This is a genomic window from Scytonema sp. NUACC21 (assembly GCF_054684315.1).
In genome coordinates, this window is sequence record NZ_BAAFZH010000099.1 from 73598 (window position 1) to 88970 (window position 15373).

At 39.0% G+C, this 15373-nt stretch carries 15 protein-coding genes and 2 pseudogenes; 14 read left to right on the forward strand and 3 right to left on the reverse strand.

The window, feature by feature from the left end; all coding sequences use genetic code 11:
• The first annotated feature begins 497 nt into the window (after positions 1 to 497).
• On the forward strand, positions 498 to 998 hold the full coding sequence (locus ACYRY3_RS30975; RefSeq protein WP_460205504.1) for a tetratricopeptide repeat protein: 501 nt from the start codon (positions 498 to 500) through the stop codon (positions 996 to 998).
• 68 nt (positions 999 to 1066) lie between these two features.
• Entirely contained in the window at positions 1067 to 1525 is a 459-nt protein-coding gene (gene msrA / locus ACYRY3_RS30980; protein WP_460205505.1) for a peptide-methionine (S)-S-oxide reductase MsrA, read from the forward strand.
• An 85-nt stretch (positions 1526 to 1610) separates the two neighbouring features.
• Here msrA and ACYRY3_RS30985 read toward each other — a convergent pair whose 3' ends face one another.
• Positions 1611 to 1952, reverse strand: a complete 342-nt coding sequence (locus tag ACYRY3_RS30985) for a hypothetical protein (RefSeq protein WP_460205506.1) — start codon at positions 1950 to 1952, stop codon at positions 1611 to 1613.
• Positions 1953 to 2412: 460 nt separating this feature from the next.
• On the opposite strand from ACYRY3_RS30985, the gene ACYRY3_RS30990 reads away from it, so the two are divergent.
• From ACYRY3_RS30990 to ACYRY3_RS31045, 12 genes are all read left to right on the forward strand, one after another.
• Positions 2413 to 2682, forward strand: coding sequence for a helix-turn-helix domain-containing protein (locus ACYRY3_RS30990; RefSeq protein WP_460205507.1), 270 nt, complete (start codon positions 2413 to 2415; stop codon positions 2680 to 2682).
• Positions 2679 to 3152, forward strand: coding sequence for a DUF4118 domain-containing protein (locus ACYRY3_RS30995; RefSeq protein WP_460205508.1), 474 nt, complete (start codon positions 2679 to 2681; stop codon positions 3150 to 3152). Before ACYRY3_RS30990 ends, ACYRY3_RS30995 begins: the two co-directional genes overlap by 4 nt.
• A 932-nt stretch (positions 3153 to 4084) precedes the next feature.
• Entirely contained in the window at positions 4085 to 4525 is a 441-nt protein-coding gene (locus ACYRY3_RS31000) for a hypothetical protein (RefSeq protein ID WP_460205509.1), read from the forward strand.
• A gap of 45 nt (positions 4526 to 4570) precedes the next feature.
• The gene (locus ACYRY3_RS31005; protein ID WP_460205510.1) at positions 4571 to 5566 is read left to right on the forward strand and encodes a beta-ketoacyl-ACP synthase III; all 996 of its coding nucleotides are present in this window, start codon (positions 4571 to 4573) and stop codon (positions 5564 to 5566) included.
• Between the two features lie 32 nt (positions 5567 to 5598).
• Positions 5599 to 6018 (forward strand): holo-ACP synthase, encoded by a 420-nt coding sequence (locus ACYRY3_RS31010; protein ID WP_460205511.1) that lies wholly within the window; start codon positions 5599 to 5601, stop codon positions 6016 to 6018.
• A 30-nt stretch (positions 6019 to 6048) separates the two neighbouring features.
• Complete coding sequence (locus ACYRY3_RS31015; RefSeq protein WP_460205512.1) at positions 6049 to 6831, forward strand: alpha/beta hydrolase; 783 nt, start codon at positions 6049 to 6051, stop codon at positions 6829 to 6831.
• Between the two features lie 171 nt (positions 6832 to 7002).
• On the forward strand, positions 7003 to 7254 hold the full coding sequence (locus tag ACYRY3_RS31020; protein ID WP_460205513.1) for an acyl carrier protein: 252 nt from the start codon (positions 7003 to 7005) through the stop codon (positions 7252 to 7254).
• A 179-nt stretch (positions 7255 to 7433) separates the two neighbouring features.
• Positions 7434 to 8399 (forward strand): ACP S-malonyltransferase, encoded by a 966-nt coding sequence (gene fabD / locus ACYRY3_RS31025; RefSeq protein WP_460205514.1) that lies wholly within the window; start codon positions 7434 to 7436, stop codon positions 8397 to 8399.
• Between the two features lie 261 nt (positions 8400 to 8660).
• Entirely contained in the window at positions 8661 to 10397 is a 1737-nt protein-coding gene (locus tag ACYRY3_RS31030; protein ID WP_460205515.1) for a 5'-nucleotidase C-terminal domain-containing protein, read from the forward strand.
• Between the two features lie 218 nt (positions 10398 to 10615).
• Positions 10616 to 11530: a Cof-type HAD-IIB family hydrolase gene (locus ACYRY3_RS31035; RefSeq protein WP_460205516.1), complete on the forward strand. Its 915-nt coding sequence runs from the start codon at positions 10616 to 10618 to the stop codon at positions 11528 to 11530.
• A gap of 140 nt (positions 11531 to 11670) precedes the next feature.
• Positions 11671 to 12525: an SDR family NAD(P)-dependent oxidoreductase gene (locus tag ACYRY3_RS31040; RefSeq protein WP_460205517.1), complete on the forward strand. Its 855-nt coding sequence runs from the start codon at positions 11671 to 11673 to the stop codon at positions 12523 to 12525.
• Between the two features lie 421 nt (positions 12526 to 12946).
• The gene (locus ACYRY3_RS31045; RefSeq protein ID WP_460205518.1) at positions 12947 to 14221 is read left to right on the forward strand and encodes a hypothetical protein; all 1275 of its coding nucleotides are present in this window, start codon (positions 12947 to 12949) and stop codon (positions 14219 to 14221) included.
• Positions 14222 to 14300: 79 nt separating this feature from the next.
• Here ACYRY3_RS31045 and ACYRY3_RS31050 read toward each other — a convergent pair.
• Together ACYRY3_RS31050 and ACYRY3_RS31055 are read right to left on the reverse strand one after the other, a co-directional pair.
• Positions 14301 to 14966 (reverse strand): annotated as a pseudogene (locus tag ACYRY3_RS31050) (phosphopantetheine-binding protein); the annotation flags it as partial.
• Between the two features lies 1 nt (position 14967).
• Positions 14968 to 15342: pseudogene (locus tag ACYRY3_RS31055) on the reverse strand (ATP-binding protein); the annotation flags it as partial.
• Between the last annotated feature and the right edge of the window lie 31 nt (positions 15343 to 15373).

A 15373-nucleotide genomic window follows, 5' to 3' on the forward strand; every position in this document is an offset into this window, starting at 1 on the left:
TGACAGTTTAAAGATAAGATGTTGATAAATGATTGCTGAGGATGGTTTTTAGTTTTCCCATGATAAATTAAATCATTTACTAAGTAAATTTATGTCAAATTGCTTTCCTTAATACAAGGAAGTAAAACTACTTATAATTTCCTCAATATACACATCTAAGTTAAGTAGATGGTCGTGAAAAATCCAACATTATGAAAGGGGTGTTAGTAATTAGTAGGAAAGACCCATATTGAGATTTCTTTACGTATTTATGTTTATTTGTAATAACCTACTTTATGAAAGAGATTGATATAGCTCGTTACAAATATTTATACAAATAGTCAGTTGTAGAATGTACTAAACAGAAGTGGATCGCATCCTCAACCGTATTTCAAAACCTACCCCTGCCATGCCCCCACTGAATGGATTGCACAGCTTACACTGGAGATAGAGTTTGTGTGACAGTGATTATACAAATCTATGACTATGTGTTAACAGCAAATGCAAGAGGAAATGCTATGAGTTACCATAAATTTGACAGGAGTTTTTGCATAGCGCTTATAATCCTGAGTTGGTCTGCACTGACTGGTGGATTAACCTTACCTGTTCATGCACAAACGACTCGTACTCATACCGTAACAACTATCGCTCAAGACTCAGTTTACTTTCTCAATCGCGGACGTTACAGATTTCAGCGCAAAGACTACAAAGGAGCGATTGAGGACTTTAACCAGGCAATAATACTCAATCCTAACAATGCTAATGCCTACTATAACAGAGGTCTTCTTCTACGTGAGCTTGGAGACGCTCTTAGTGCAGTGTTAGACTTCGATCGCGCATTACAACTCAATCCCCGCCATGCTAACGCTTACTTTCACAGAGCCGGTGCTCGCTATGGTATAGGAGATGAAAGCGGAACAATTCAAGACTTACAGCTAGCGGCTAAGCTGTTTCAATTGCAAGGAGACACGAAGGGCTATCAACAAGCCCAGAATCTCATTAGACAGTTGCAGCAATAGAGTGAATCCGCAAAGCGATCGCCGATATGTACTAGTATTTTGAGAGAACTTAATCTCGACTTGAGGCAATGGCAAAGGCAACATTTGGCGCTGGTTGTTTTTGGGGGGTGGAGGCGGCGTTTCGGAAAGTAAAGGGAGTGGTTTCCACCTCAGTTGGTTATATGGGAGGACATTTTCCCAACCCCTCCTATCTGGACGTACTATCTAGAATCACGGGTCATGCTGAGGTGGTTCAAGTCGAATATGACCCACAACTTCTGAGTTACGATGACCTGTTAGAGGTCTTTTGGAATATCCATGACCCAACAACGTTGAATCGCCAAGGACCGGATCGAGGAGAACAGTACAGGTCTGTTATCTTTTTTCATGATGCCCAACAGGAAGAAGCGGCGAAACAGTCAAAGGCAAAGCAACAGAAGTCTCGCAGATTCGATAAAGATATCGTGACCCAGATTGCGCCTGCGGGTGAGTACTATTTAGCAAGCGAAGAGCATCAGCAGTATTTTGAGAAGAAGGGACGACGTTAAGTGTGTAGGAAACACCCAAAAAGTACTGAGCTTAAAGAGATTTTAATATGATAAGCAGACTCGGTTTTCCCAAGATTTTACTGAGTTATCCAACCAATCTGTTTAAAATATTTTGAGCGCGATCGCGAACATATTCTACACCATTAGCCAGCCGATAAAACACCTCCCATTCATCTGTAGTAATTTGTAAGTAAGATTCATAACCATTAGCAAATGCTCTCAATTCCTGACCATTAGGCTGTGAAATTTTTAAGTAGCGTCCGCGTGTTCCGGTACAACAAATTTTTACTTTCCAAGCAACATGACAAGAGTCGTATACAATCACCTCACCTAAATACTGTTTTACGTTGTGCCGACTATCATTTAACAACTGATAGACATCTTGAGTAATTTCTCTACTAAGCTTATATACATCCGGAATATTCATTATTTCCTCGCACCTGCAAATCGCTGTAATGTAGAAAGATTTTTTCAATTCTATTTAACTTTTTTAGATAAGTACTACCGAGAAAATCCGGATTTTTATATAAAGTTTTCTAGTTGTTAATTTGTACTTTGCCCCAACAGTCAAAATAATTATCTGAAAGAGAAACGCAATATCGTTCCAAACATTCTAAACGATGAATTCTATTAGAGTACTAGTTATACGACTGAAGGGTCACTCAGAGGATATTTGAAACGTATATTGTTAAACATCGCGGCATCTTCTCCATCTAACCCCCCTTTAACAACAGAAGACAGAAGTATGTTGAAAATGAACCAGTTGTTAAGCTATATCGCAGGATAGATAGGCACGTCCTCTTATTGACAGCTAATCAAACATAACAGATGCTATATTTGATATTCATTTATTCAGTTCTTACACTCTTGTACTGAAAGAGGCGATCGTGCTTAAGCAACCAGAAGCTAGCTATCTCATTCGTCAACTCCGGGAGCTAACGGCACTTAGCCAGGAGCAATTTGCTGCAACATTGGGGGTCGCTTACTGCACGGTGAATCGTTGGGAAAACGGTCACATTCAGCCTTCTGCATTGGCACTTAAGCAAATTAGAACCATGCTTAAAGAGTTGAAAGATTCACCTGAAGTCACCCTTCGGGAGTGGAGCCAGACAGTGCTAGAACAGTATTTTCCAGAAACGGAGTTCACTGTTCGATGACTAAGGCAGATTCAGAATTTAGCAAGGGCGGTCAAGGCAGGTGGAACGTTTCGCAGACCAAACTGTTACGCTATGGTGTTGCGTTGTTATCAGTTGCCTTGGCATTGGTAGCAAATCTCCTGTACAGCCCCTATCTGGGCTCAACACCGACTCCACTATTTTTCGCCGCAGTTATGGTAAGTGCCTGGTATGGGGGTTTAGGTTCAGGGTTGCTGGCAACTGCTTTGTCTACGCTGGCAATTAACTATTACTTGGTTGAGCCACTCTACTCGCTTACTATTCCTAATATAGGAACCCTAGCGCGACTGAGCGTTTTCGTGATGGCAGCCATCCTCATAAATTCGCTTAACGAAGCACAACGAGTCGCACAACGAAGAGCGGAAGCAAACCTCCAGTCTCTTCGCGAAAGTGAAGCACGGTTTGGTTGTTTTCCATTTATCTCCCCAAGTAGGCAACATACCGATATATAGACCCAACTTTTGAGCCTTGTTGAGAAAATGTTTTCTCATAGAAACAGTCAACGATCAACTAAAAAATAGACTAGCGCTAAGTAGTGCATTGCTCTGGATAGCACAAGTTGTAGCAACTGCAAACCCAAATGGTGTATCTAATTTTCCGATCAATATTATTGCCGATTTCATTGCTTATACTTACCAGGCAAAAAACTTTATTAAATTTTATAACATAAGATTTAGCAATATTGCTAGAGGTGAAGTCCTCAGATTCTTAGTCTTTAGGGCTAGTTGTTGCCTGAGGAGCCTGCGTCAAACTTAGATTATAGTAAGTCCGCTTGATTAGTGATACAAAAGAGGATTTTTGCAAAGCACCCTGCAATCTTTAAGATTGGTCTTTGACCAAACATAATATGGACTTCTTAGGCTGGATTAAGCCGATGACAAATGTTACGGGCGTGTTACACCTCCTCATTACCACCTATGAACTTTTAAATTTTCAGAATTTACGCGGTTAACTCAATATGTTAGTGGCTAAATAATATGTACCTTAGCAAAAAAACTGTCTCTTGTCATCATATTTTACATTTCGTATACTTTAGAAAGTAAAAGTTATCTTAGCTAAGATAACTTGGTGTATTTCAAGATTCTTAAAAACTATTTTTTTAAGAATTATTTATTTTGAAAATATATTTTTTCGTTTAGAGGTCAGATTTCTATGCTCTTTATGGCAAAGATTCAAGATGTAACTTGATGAAATTTATTTGGTAAATGTTCTGCGTTAAAGACTATGGTTTGTTACGCTATCTATTAACAATGAGAACTTACGCAGTACTTCTTACTTCTCAACTCACCAGGTTCAAGCTCAGTTTTACAAAACCTTATTGTTTTCAAGAAACCGCATAATTTTACGCAGATTAAAATCATGAATTAGTAATTGGAATCGTTTTATGGTTAAGCAATTAGTTGATTTAGAAACTAGCAATATTCAAAAAGCAGTGAATCTTATCGGAATAACAATCTCTGATGCAGAATTGAATGAGCTAAAATCTGGCAATACTATTTCGCTTGGAAGCAGAGGTTTAAGTGAAATTGGTTCGGTATTTATCCTTGCGGAAGCTCTTTTAAGGGCTAATTTAGTCCGAGTTAAAAATATTACATTTTGCGATCTCCAAAAGGCAATGGAAGAATTTTCACAACATTCTGGAATTCCAATCTATTGTTGGAATTCTAAAACTGGTAATAAGTGCTGTCTTCTACTGGCTTTAGTAAATGGTAAGCCTGTAATTAGGGTTTCCCACTCCAGTCAGCAACCCAGTCACATGATAACTGTACCTTCAGTGTTACAGCCGTCTGACAAAGTTTTGCTTGAAACACATAAGAATGTTTAGACAGTGATACAGACAACTGAATTCAAATTTTCGTAGGAGGTAAGTTTGATATCTGTAAGATTGTCTGCTTTAGGAATTTACTTACCAGCTAAGGTAATGACAAACCACGATATAGCTAAAATCGTGGATACGTCTGATGCGTGGATTAGAACAAGAACTGGGATAATTGAGCGCCGAATTGCTGCTCCTGAAGAAAGCACATCTACTATGGCAATAGCTGCTTCAAAGCAGGTGTTAAGCAAGCGCGGTATCCATCCACTGGAAGTAGAAATGGTTTTAGTGGCAACAATGATGCCAGATGCTCCATTTCCATCCGTTGCTTGTAAAGTACAAAATGGTATAGAAGCTTCCAATGCCTTTGCTTTTGATATATCTGCAGCCTGTTCGGGATTTGTTTATGGTCTTGAAACAGCAGCACAGTTTATTAAGGCTGGTAAAGTCCATAATGCTTTGGTTATTGGGGTAGAAGTTCTTTCGAGATGTATAGATTGGCAAGACCGTTCTACATGTATCTTGTTTGGAGATGGTGCAGGCGCTGTTTTGCTTGAGTCAGGACCAGAAAATTGTTTCTTAAGTTCTGTACTTCGTGCTGATGGTTCAGGTCAGGATCTCTTGTATATGCCTGCGGGTGGAACTGCACTTCCAGCTTCAACTCAAACTGTCGAAAATAGACAACATTTTTTGAGAATGAAAGGAGCGGAATTATTTCAAGCTGTGGTGCCAATGGTCTGCGATGCTATAATTGATACTTGCAAACAAGCAAATATTAGCATTGAAGACATTCAGTTAATTGTTCCCCATCAGGCAAATTTTCACATTATTGAAGAAGTCGCTGTGTACTTGGGAATTCCATTTGAACGTTTTATGTGCAATCTTTATAAATACGGAAATACATCTGCTGCTTCAATTCCACTTGCTTTATTTGATGCAGTTCAAGGAGGGAGAATCGTACCAGGCGATTATGTGATGATGGTTGGATTTGGGGCTGGACTGACTTGTGCAGCGAGTTTAGTGCGTTGGGACAAGTCCTTTGTTTGCTAACAAGTTGTTTATATATCAAGAATCAGATGTTTATGGAAAATAGGTTTTGTGCATCTTCTACGCAGTCTTCTATTCAAATAAAGACTGGAGTAGATATAGTCTCTATCAAAGATATACAAAACCTGGTAGATACACCCACGGGAGTCTGGCTTACAGAGAGAGAGTGGAATGATACTTTAGCTCTTGCTAATGATGCTCACAGACTTCAAAGATTAGCAGGCAAGTTTGCTTGCAAAGAAGCAATAATCAAGGTTTTGGGAAGTGGCATTAGTGAGATTGAACTGGTTGATATAGAAATTCTACACAAGAGTTCTGGAAAACCAATTATTTTTTTACAAGGAACTGCTCTTCCATTTTGGCAGCGAATTGCAGCACATCATTTAGATGTAAGCATTAGCCATGATAAAGACTGTGCAATTGCAATTGCAATTGCAATTTGTTCGGTAAATTAAAATTTTAGAAAATAAGAAGAGGACGACAAAATGGCTAAAATGGAAGCATTTGTATTCCAAAATAAGCGGTGTCAAAATCTTGTGGGAGTTATGCATCATGGGCAAGGAAATGGACTTATGGCCTGCTTGATTGTATGTCACGGTTTTGCTGGTACAAAAATTGGTGGAAGTCGGCGTTTTGTAGAATTTGCTCGCTATGTAGTAAAATACAATATATCTGTGTTTCGATTTGATTTTGCTGGTTCAGGTGATAGTGATGGTGATTTAGTAGACCTAACTTTAGATAGAGAACTAGAGGATTTAGAAGCTGCAATTAATTTAGTTACCACAATACATGATGTTGATATTGAGAGGATTGGACTAGTTGGACATTGCTTAGGTGGAGTAACTGTTATCCGAGAAAGTGCTAGAAATCCACGGATATATAAAACTGTTGCATGGGCACCATTTACTGATTTATCAGGTGCTTTACTGCGATTAATTGGGGAAGATTCATTTTCTATTTTGCAAGAAGATGATGAAGCAGAATTTCTCTACCAGGGAGAACTTATGAGATGTGGATCTGAAATTCTAAAGCAATCTTCTGAACTTAATATATTCCAGGACGTTTCTCAAGTTAAGCAGCCTTTATTAATCATTCATGGAACTGAAGATGTAACAGTTCCATTGCAAGAGGTAAAACAATTAGTGGAACAAGCACAGATGACATCAGAGAAACCACCAAAGTTACAGATAATAGAAGGAGCACATCATTCATTTCCCTTTCATCAAAAAGAACTTTTTGATCTAACAATTCAGTGGTTTAATAGCTAATACCGTTTTTAAATAAAGATGCATAGAAATAACACCGCGACTACGATACTCAATGATTAATAATACTATGAGTCATGAAGTTATGATGCTACTATATTAGCAAACAAGATTTTGATGTCACTAAAATGTCTGAATTTGAATAAGTATCAACATGGAACAAAGAGGAAACTTATGGTTATTCTAAATGACAAACGTTCTCATACAACTTCATTTGATGAATTCTGCAATGTTGTTGCACAAAGACTTAACATAGACCGAGATAAACTTAGACCTGAAGCTTCTTGGGTAGATGATGTAGGAATTTCTTCTGTAGACATTGTCAAAATTGTGATGCTAATACGTCAAAAATTTAGCATTAAGATATCTACGACCCAAGCAGGAAAAATCAAAACAATACAAGATACCTACCAATTATTATTATGAGGAATAATGTTGGCATCAAATTTCATCTGAGAATCAATAAGTAAGTCTGCAGACAAATAAATTGCGATTTTAGGTATTGCAATAACTAATGCAATACCTGAATTAAAGAAGCTGCTAATTTGGTGAATTTATCTAACCGAGAAGATGATTATTTTGTAATTAAAGTTATTATTTGAGCTATGAAACCTATCAATCAATCTCGCTACGCAATAGTTTTTCCAGGACAGGGATCTCAGTATGTTGGAATGGGGTTAGAGATAGCAAAAGAGTTTCCATCATCTAAAGAAATTTTTGAATTTGCAGAACAGTTAACTGGTTTAGATATTCGAGGTCTTACCTTCTTTGCTTCTCAAGAAGATTTGATGGAAACTTATGTTACACAACCTTGTTTATTAGCGACAAGTATAGCGATATACACTATTTTCCAAAAGGCTTTTCCTTTAATACCAGAGTTCATTTGTGGACATAGCGCTGGAGAATATGCTGCCTTAGTTGCATCTGGTGTAGTCTCGTTTTCTGATGCTATAACCTTAATTCAGGTTAGAGGAACTTTAATGTCAAAGATGCAGAAAGGTAGTATGGTAGCCTTGAAAGGAGTTACATTAAAAGAAGCAAAAGAAATATGTAGAAAGAATGTTCAGCAAGGCGGCGTGTTAGTTCCAGCTAGCTTAAACTCGCAAGAGCAAGTTGTTATTTCTGGAGATGATAATTCTGTAGAAGCAGCTATTGACTTTGCTATTGAAAATAATGTGAAAGCTGTTCCTTTACCTGTTTCCGGAGCATTTCACTCTCCTTTAATGCAAGAAGCTGCTCAACAATTTTCTCATAATATTCATAATGCTCATTTCCATAATGCTACAATCCCTGTTATCTCAAATGTTACAGCAAGACCAGCGATCGATGGTTCTGAATGGATGAGATTATTGGAGTTACAAATGACTTCTACTGTACATTGGGAACCCTCAATACGTTATATTCAAGAACAAGGAATTGAAATTTTTGTTGAGATAGGACCAGGACAAGTATTGTCTAGGTTGATTCGTCAAATTCTACCCTCTGCTTTAATTTTGAATGTAGAAGATATCAAATCCTTGCAAAGAACAATTTCTGAAATGAATAAAGTTGTCGAAGCTCAAACTGTTTGATTGCTAAAATTGTGGAGTTCTTACATCTTGCTCTAGTTGCAAGAATCCGATTTTCCTGGCGAGCGCACCTGTGCAAGTTGGTATGATTCTCTGCTAGGACAACGACGCAGACATCTCCAAAAATGTGCATCTTTATTTATCGGCAAATACCGCTTGTCTGACGCTAAATCGTAAACTTGGCGTTACTGAAAAGTCATGGCGAGCGCTAACAAACTAACAAATTAGAGATCGATAGTTAGTCTTAATTTTAAGGAAAACCCCATGGAGAAAACCTTAACGCCTCAAACGATCCACACCAAGAGCTTTAAAAGTGGCGTAGATACCATCAACAACGTGCAAAATGCCACCATGACCAACGAAGTTGTCAGCAATCTCTACTGGGACAATGACCCGTTTGCTAAAGGTATAAAGGGTACCGAAGTCCAAATCCTCGTGAATCAGGCGGATGAGGTCGTGCAATTCCAAAACAATAACGTTTTCGGTCGAACGGAAGTATTTCTTGAGGGTCGTCCCAAGGTTGTGCTAACAGAAGAAACCAACTTCGGTAACTTAATTGCAGACGCCAATCTTGCCTTCGCACGAAACATTGATACCCTTGACTTCCTTGGAGTCGTGCCAAGGTCGAACAACACCGTGTTGGTCTCGATCGTAAACGGTGGTGGTATTCGTGCTAGCATCGGCGAAGTGGGTGATTTAGGCGAGCTTTTACCACCCGAAGCAAAACCCGAAGCGGGCAAGAAAACGGGTGAGATCTCAAAACTTGATATCGTCAACGCCTTGCCCTTCAACAACGCATTGACCCTGCTGACAGTAACCCGCCAAGAACTCAAGTACGTCGTCGAGCACGGCCTTGCAGGTACCAACAAAGATGCGGCTTCCAGTCAATTTCCGCAAGTTGCTGGTTTGAGCTTTAGTTTTGACCCAAACCAGACACGAATCAAGTTCGATAGTGCCGAAAGCGGCAAGGTCATTAACAATGGCGAGCGAGTGCAGAATCTAAATATCGTTGATCGGAAGGGAGAAATTGTCGATGTTATCGTTAAGGACGGCGAGTTCCAGGGCGATCCCGACCGTGAGGTACGACTGGTGACGACCAATTACCTCGCGGACGGCGGCGATGGCTATCCTTTCCCGGCATTCGGCAAGGATGTCGTCAACGTTCAGAATGCACTCGGGCAGCTACTTTTTTTAGACCCCTTCATTAAATTTGATGAGTCGCGTGTCACAGATACAGTGACTGGTCTTATCTTTATAGACGATACGATGGTTCCTGTCTTCGATTTTAGCAACCCTAAGATGATCCAGGTTGATGTCAATGCGGGCACCTTGGTAATAGAAACCGATCTCCTGTTCTCGCCCGAAGAAGGTGTTGCATTTAAAGACGAAGGGCTACCAGGAACCGACGGTGGTGACGCTCGGATCAACGCTAAGATCGTTCCCTCCGGTGATAACTTCGAGATCGTTTCAGGAACGACCAGCATAACTTTTGAATCGTCAGTTTTCGAGCGTCTCGGCTTGATGTTGTTCGATGTGGACAATGGGGCTACACCTGCTGAAGGTTTCGAGGTGGGCTATCGTATCGTTTCCAACAAGGGAGATAACTTAATCTTTAGCTTAGAAGATGGATTTACTCCTATCAGAGGAGCAATCAAGCATATTGGCACTGCTACTTTAGAGTATCTTAGCTCAGCGACCTTTGCCCCCGCAGGAACTGAGCAAGACGCACTGGCGGAGTACCTGGTGGAGTTTTTCCGTACCGACAATGGCTCAACGACACCAACCTTCAGCAATCTTGAGACTCCGCCTGAGAAAGACACTCGAATCGTCAACTTGGCAAAGGTGAAAGATATGCCCGCTCTCACCAGAGACTCCGGCGTGTTGGTCTTTGGCACCACTGTGAACGACACCTTAAACACGGTTACCGACTTCACCTCAAGCGAAGATGCCATCGCCATCGCCGCATTGGGCGTTGGCTTCAAGGCGCTGAACATTTTTTAATATCAAGCCCGTTTAATTCGTCATCATAAAGATCTCTCCGCATCAGATGCGTCAGGTACGTTTGGGCGTTAACCTTAATGATGAGTATTCCTATCGGCTTGATATAAGTTGGTGTTTTCCAACTCAGGTCTTGCACCAGTTAGAATAATACAATTTTTGTATTTTCAAATGGCTATTTTTTCATTGTAAGGCAGATACCTGAACTACCTTTTTTGAAAATGGTTCAAAATCTGAGTGAACTAAGAATTAAGAATAAGAGAATTATGTACTACTTAAAAGATGAGCTATATCGGCTGGTTGATAGTAAGAAGCTTAATAAGTTGAAAATGGTAGCGATTGACATGGATGGTACTCTTTTAAATAACGATCATCAATTATCACCTCGTACAATTGGGTCTGTTAAAATGATCGCCGACCAGGGAATTTTTGTCCTCTTGGCGACGGCACGCGTGACAAGCGCCATAAAAAATCATATTGAAAAATTAGGAACTTCAGGAATTGTTGTTGCCCACGATGGTGCATTAGTGAAAGATATCATATCTGGTCAAGTTTATCACCACGAGACAATTCCTAAAAATTTAGTTTTGCACATTTTGGAATTACTAGAGAAAAAGAAGACCGTAGTACATTTTAACTTTGATGAAGATATTTATCTGACTGCTTATAATTTTTGTAGCGAACAACTTTCACAAGAATTAGGAATTTCTTTTAAGAATATTTCTTCTCTCAAATCTTTTGAATTTTCTCCTACTAGCATTTTGCTGATTGATGTCAAAGATGCACTTCAAGAGTTATTACTAGCAGTTTCATCCCAATTTGAAGGACAATTTGAATTTGCCATTGCTGCCTGGAAAGATAATATTTGGGGATTACAATTTGTAGCAAAAAATAATTCAAAAGGAAAAGCTGTATTGCATGTTGCAAAACATTTTGGAATAAAACCAGAAGAGATAATCAGTTTTGGTGACAACTATAACGATATGGATATGCTTCAAGAAACAGGCTTAGGGATTGCTATGGGCAATGCAGTGTCTGAACTAAAAAAAGTAGCTGATTTTGTTACTCTCTCCAACCAAGAGGATGGAGTTGCTTATGTTTTAGAAGCGTTGTTCAACTCAGAAGAATTGGCTTGAAAAACCATGTTTTTTCAAGTAATCATTAGTAGTCTAAAATCAACATAACATTCTCTTTACTAGTATTGGAAGCTAAAACAGCAGATGTGTTGAACTTTAAATTCAAGCTTTGTAACTAGAGAAAGTTGATTTTTATATACTTGCAGAATCAAGAAGCGAGCGTTTATCAACCTAAAAAATCAAGCCTAGATTCGATAAAAAAGGGATTAAATAAAATGGAAAATACAAAATTATTGGATGGTAAAATAGCTCTTGTTACTGGTGGTAGTTCTGGAATAGGTCGTGCTTCAGCACTCCTTTTTGTTCAACATGGAGCTAATGTTATAATAGCCAACCGTAGACCGGAAAAAGGAGAGAAAACCGTTTCTGAAATTCAAAAAAATGGCGGTAATGCTGTTTTTATCCAAACCGACATTAGCGACGATCTACAAGTTAAAAAACTGCTTCAAACAATTTTAAATCAATATGGAAGACTTGATTGTGCTTTCAATTGCGCCGGGTATGATGGTGAGCGCAAAGCTGTTTCCGACATGACCTTATCTGAATGGGATAGAATTCTTGAAATCAATTTGAGGGGAACTTTCCTCCTTTTAAAGTATGAAATTGAGGCGATGCTGAAAAATGGTGGAGGAACCATCGTCAATATGGGATCTATTTCAGGTAGAATAGGACGTCTAGGACGAGCAGCCTACAATTCCAGTCGAGCAGCTATCATGAACCTAACGAAGACTGCTGCAATCGAGTATATTCGGAAAGGAATAAGAATAAATGCTGTTGGACCAGGTGCAACCAGAACCGATATTTTTTCAAATATGACGGATGGGTTGGAACCATCGAAAGTCAGAAAGTATGAATCTCTCTATCCTATCAGTCGCATTTGTGAACCGTCTGAAGTAGCTGAGGCTGTGCTATGGCTCCTTTCAGAAAAATCGTCCTTTGTTGTGGGACATACGCTGATGGTTGACGGTGGTTTTTCGGCTACAGTAGCTAGTTAAACGGGTTGTAGACTTTAAGAGGAAACTCTTCACAGGGAACCCCCATGCCCAAGGTAGGGGGATTTACCCTCGTAATCTCATTCCAAGCTATGGCAAAAATTCGCTGTTTTTTCACATTGCCACAAAGTTTACTCTCATACTTAGCGCTAGCAAGATGAATTTTTTTTAAGCGCGTTAAATTTGAACTCATACCTTTGTTGAAGCATATCTTTATAATGCAGATATACCAAAGAAACCTCGGCATTAGAACTTGTGATTATGATTTGATGCCAAGTGCCATACTACTCCTCACGTATAAAGCTTATGATTAAGTTATCTTTAGCAAATATATGATTCACAAATTTAGCAATTAATTCAGTAAAGGTACAGTTATTTCCGCTCGATTCCTTAAACCCAAAACAATTCAATAATAAGGAGAATTATGAATTTTACTAAAAGACAACTCAACGCTCTCGAAAAGGTATTCTTTAAAATCGATCTTTCTTCTCCTTTCAATGTATTAATAAATATTCAATTAATTGGTGATATAAAAAGAGAATTTATCGAGGAAGCACTATCTCGACTACAAAGAACTAGTTCTTATTTAAGATGTTTTATTTTAGAGGGAGAGAACCCGGAATTTATATATATTGATAAGCCAATCCTCCTTGAGGAAATAGAGTACAATAACAACCAAGAGAGAATTGAATTAATACAAAAAGAAGTAAATACCCGTTCAGTATACAATACTCACCCGTTAGCAAAGTTAATTGTTTTGAGGAATGGAAGCAACATCAATCTCATACTGAAAATATCTCATATCATTTCCGATGGGATTTCTGTATACAATGCTGCAATGAAATTGCTATCTTACGTTAAAGATATCGAAAATGGTCTTCCCAGTATTTCATATGAAGTTAACGAAATTTATCCTGATTTAAAGCTCTTTCCTGACTGGGATTGTCATAAAATTACAGAACTAGAGCGGATTAAAGAATTAGAAAATATGGACAACTATGTCTGTGACATAAACAATCGATTTACTCATATTATAGAAAGAGATTTGAGTGTCGAAGAATCATATCAAGTATTCTCATTTTGTAAGCAAAATAAAATTTCAGTAAATTCTTTTCTCATGGCTTGCTTAGTCAAACCAATGGCAGAAAAGATCGAGGCTGAAGGATATAATTCAGCAATACTTAAAACGAGTTCCGGGCTCAACCTTAGAAAATCCTATAATTATGATGTAGAGGATCGAGTTCTTGGATTTTGGTCTGGGTTTGGTTATCTTTTCTATAATATAGAGCATGGCATCGATATTATTGATTTCTCAAGAAGATATCAAGCAGATTTAAAATCTTATTTGGCTAATAATTCATCATTTTACTATCTAAAGACAGTGGTGGATAACTATCTTGACAAGAGCGTGCAAGAAATTTCTTCCGATTACAACAAGAAAATACCTTATGTGCTGCTAACAAACATTGGAAAATTAAACATTGGTCGAAATTATACAGATAGATTTGCAATTAAGAAAATCAATCTTATGACTCCAATGCACCGAAATTGGATCAACGATCTAGGCTTTGGGATATGTGCATCAACAACAAATGATAAGCTAAATTTGATTTTTAATTATATGAGTCCCGCATGGAAGCAGAAAAATGCCCAAACATTTGCTGATTCCATATTGGCTCTCATAAAGAATCCCAGTTAGCGAGGCAAAAATAAGGATACTCCGCAGTGGCTGTACTTACCACAAAGCGCAGATCTCCACCTCACAAAACACAGTTTCCTCAAAATTCCACCTCTTCTCGCTCTTGTCCCGTAGTTCCAGCGTTATCCAAACCTTTTGCCACCCAACACATGGTTTCAATATACCTAGCAAATTGTTCCACAGTCGGTGCTTCAAACAAATTACGTACAGGCATATCTATTTTAAAAGCGTCTCGTATTCGCGAAACCAACTGAGTTGCTAATAAAGAATGCCCGCCCAATTCAAAGAAATTATCGCGGACGCCTACTTGCTCTCTTCCCAAAACTTTAGCCCAAATTTCCACAAGCAACTCTTCAACCTGCGTCCTTGGTGCTATATACTCTTCGCGATCGCAACTAAGTGTATCTGGTGTAGGTAAAGCATGGCGATCCACTTTTCCATTAGGTGTTAGCGGTATCGATTCCAATACCATATAAACTTTCGGCACCATGTATTCTGGTAACTTTTCTGATAAAAATTGGCGAAGTAGGGACACAAGCCTTTGCATTTCTTGCGTTGGTATCTGTTCCTGGTTGAGAATAATGTAAGCTACCAATTGCTTATCACCAGGTATATCCTCACTCACAACAACTACTGTTTCTCGGATTGCTGGATGTTGGTTCAGCACTGCTTCAATCTCTGCCAACTCAATACGGAAGCCGCGAATCTTAACTTGATTGTCAATGCGACCTAAAAATTCAATATTCTCCTAGGGGAATTTGTACAAAAGGTGCGGGAATTACTTCGGTTTCAATAGCTGTGGATTGGACATCCTGCCCATTCTCCTCTACCAATTGACAAGGTACCTGCCCTAAATTTGCCAAAAGTTTGTCATCCCATTCTTCTGGGTGGTTGGGATCGCAATTGCTGATAGAACCCTTAACAACTTCAATGGGCGGGAGTAAGGCGTGGATGGCACGCGCCATAACAGATTTTGCCGTACCGCGACGACCTGCGATCGCAACACCTCCCAAACCCGGATCGACTGCTGCTAACAGTAGAGCTATCTTGATTGCTTCTTGACCGACGACGGCTGCCAGGGGAAAGGCTGTGCTAAAGGAGGTAATGGTAGGCGCAGGCATAATTTAAATAAAAGTTAGTCTAGGTTTTTAG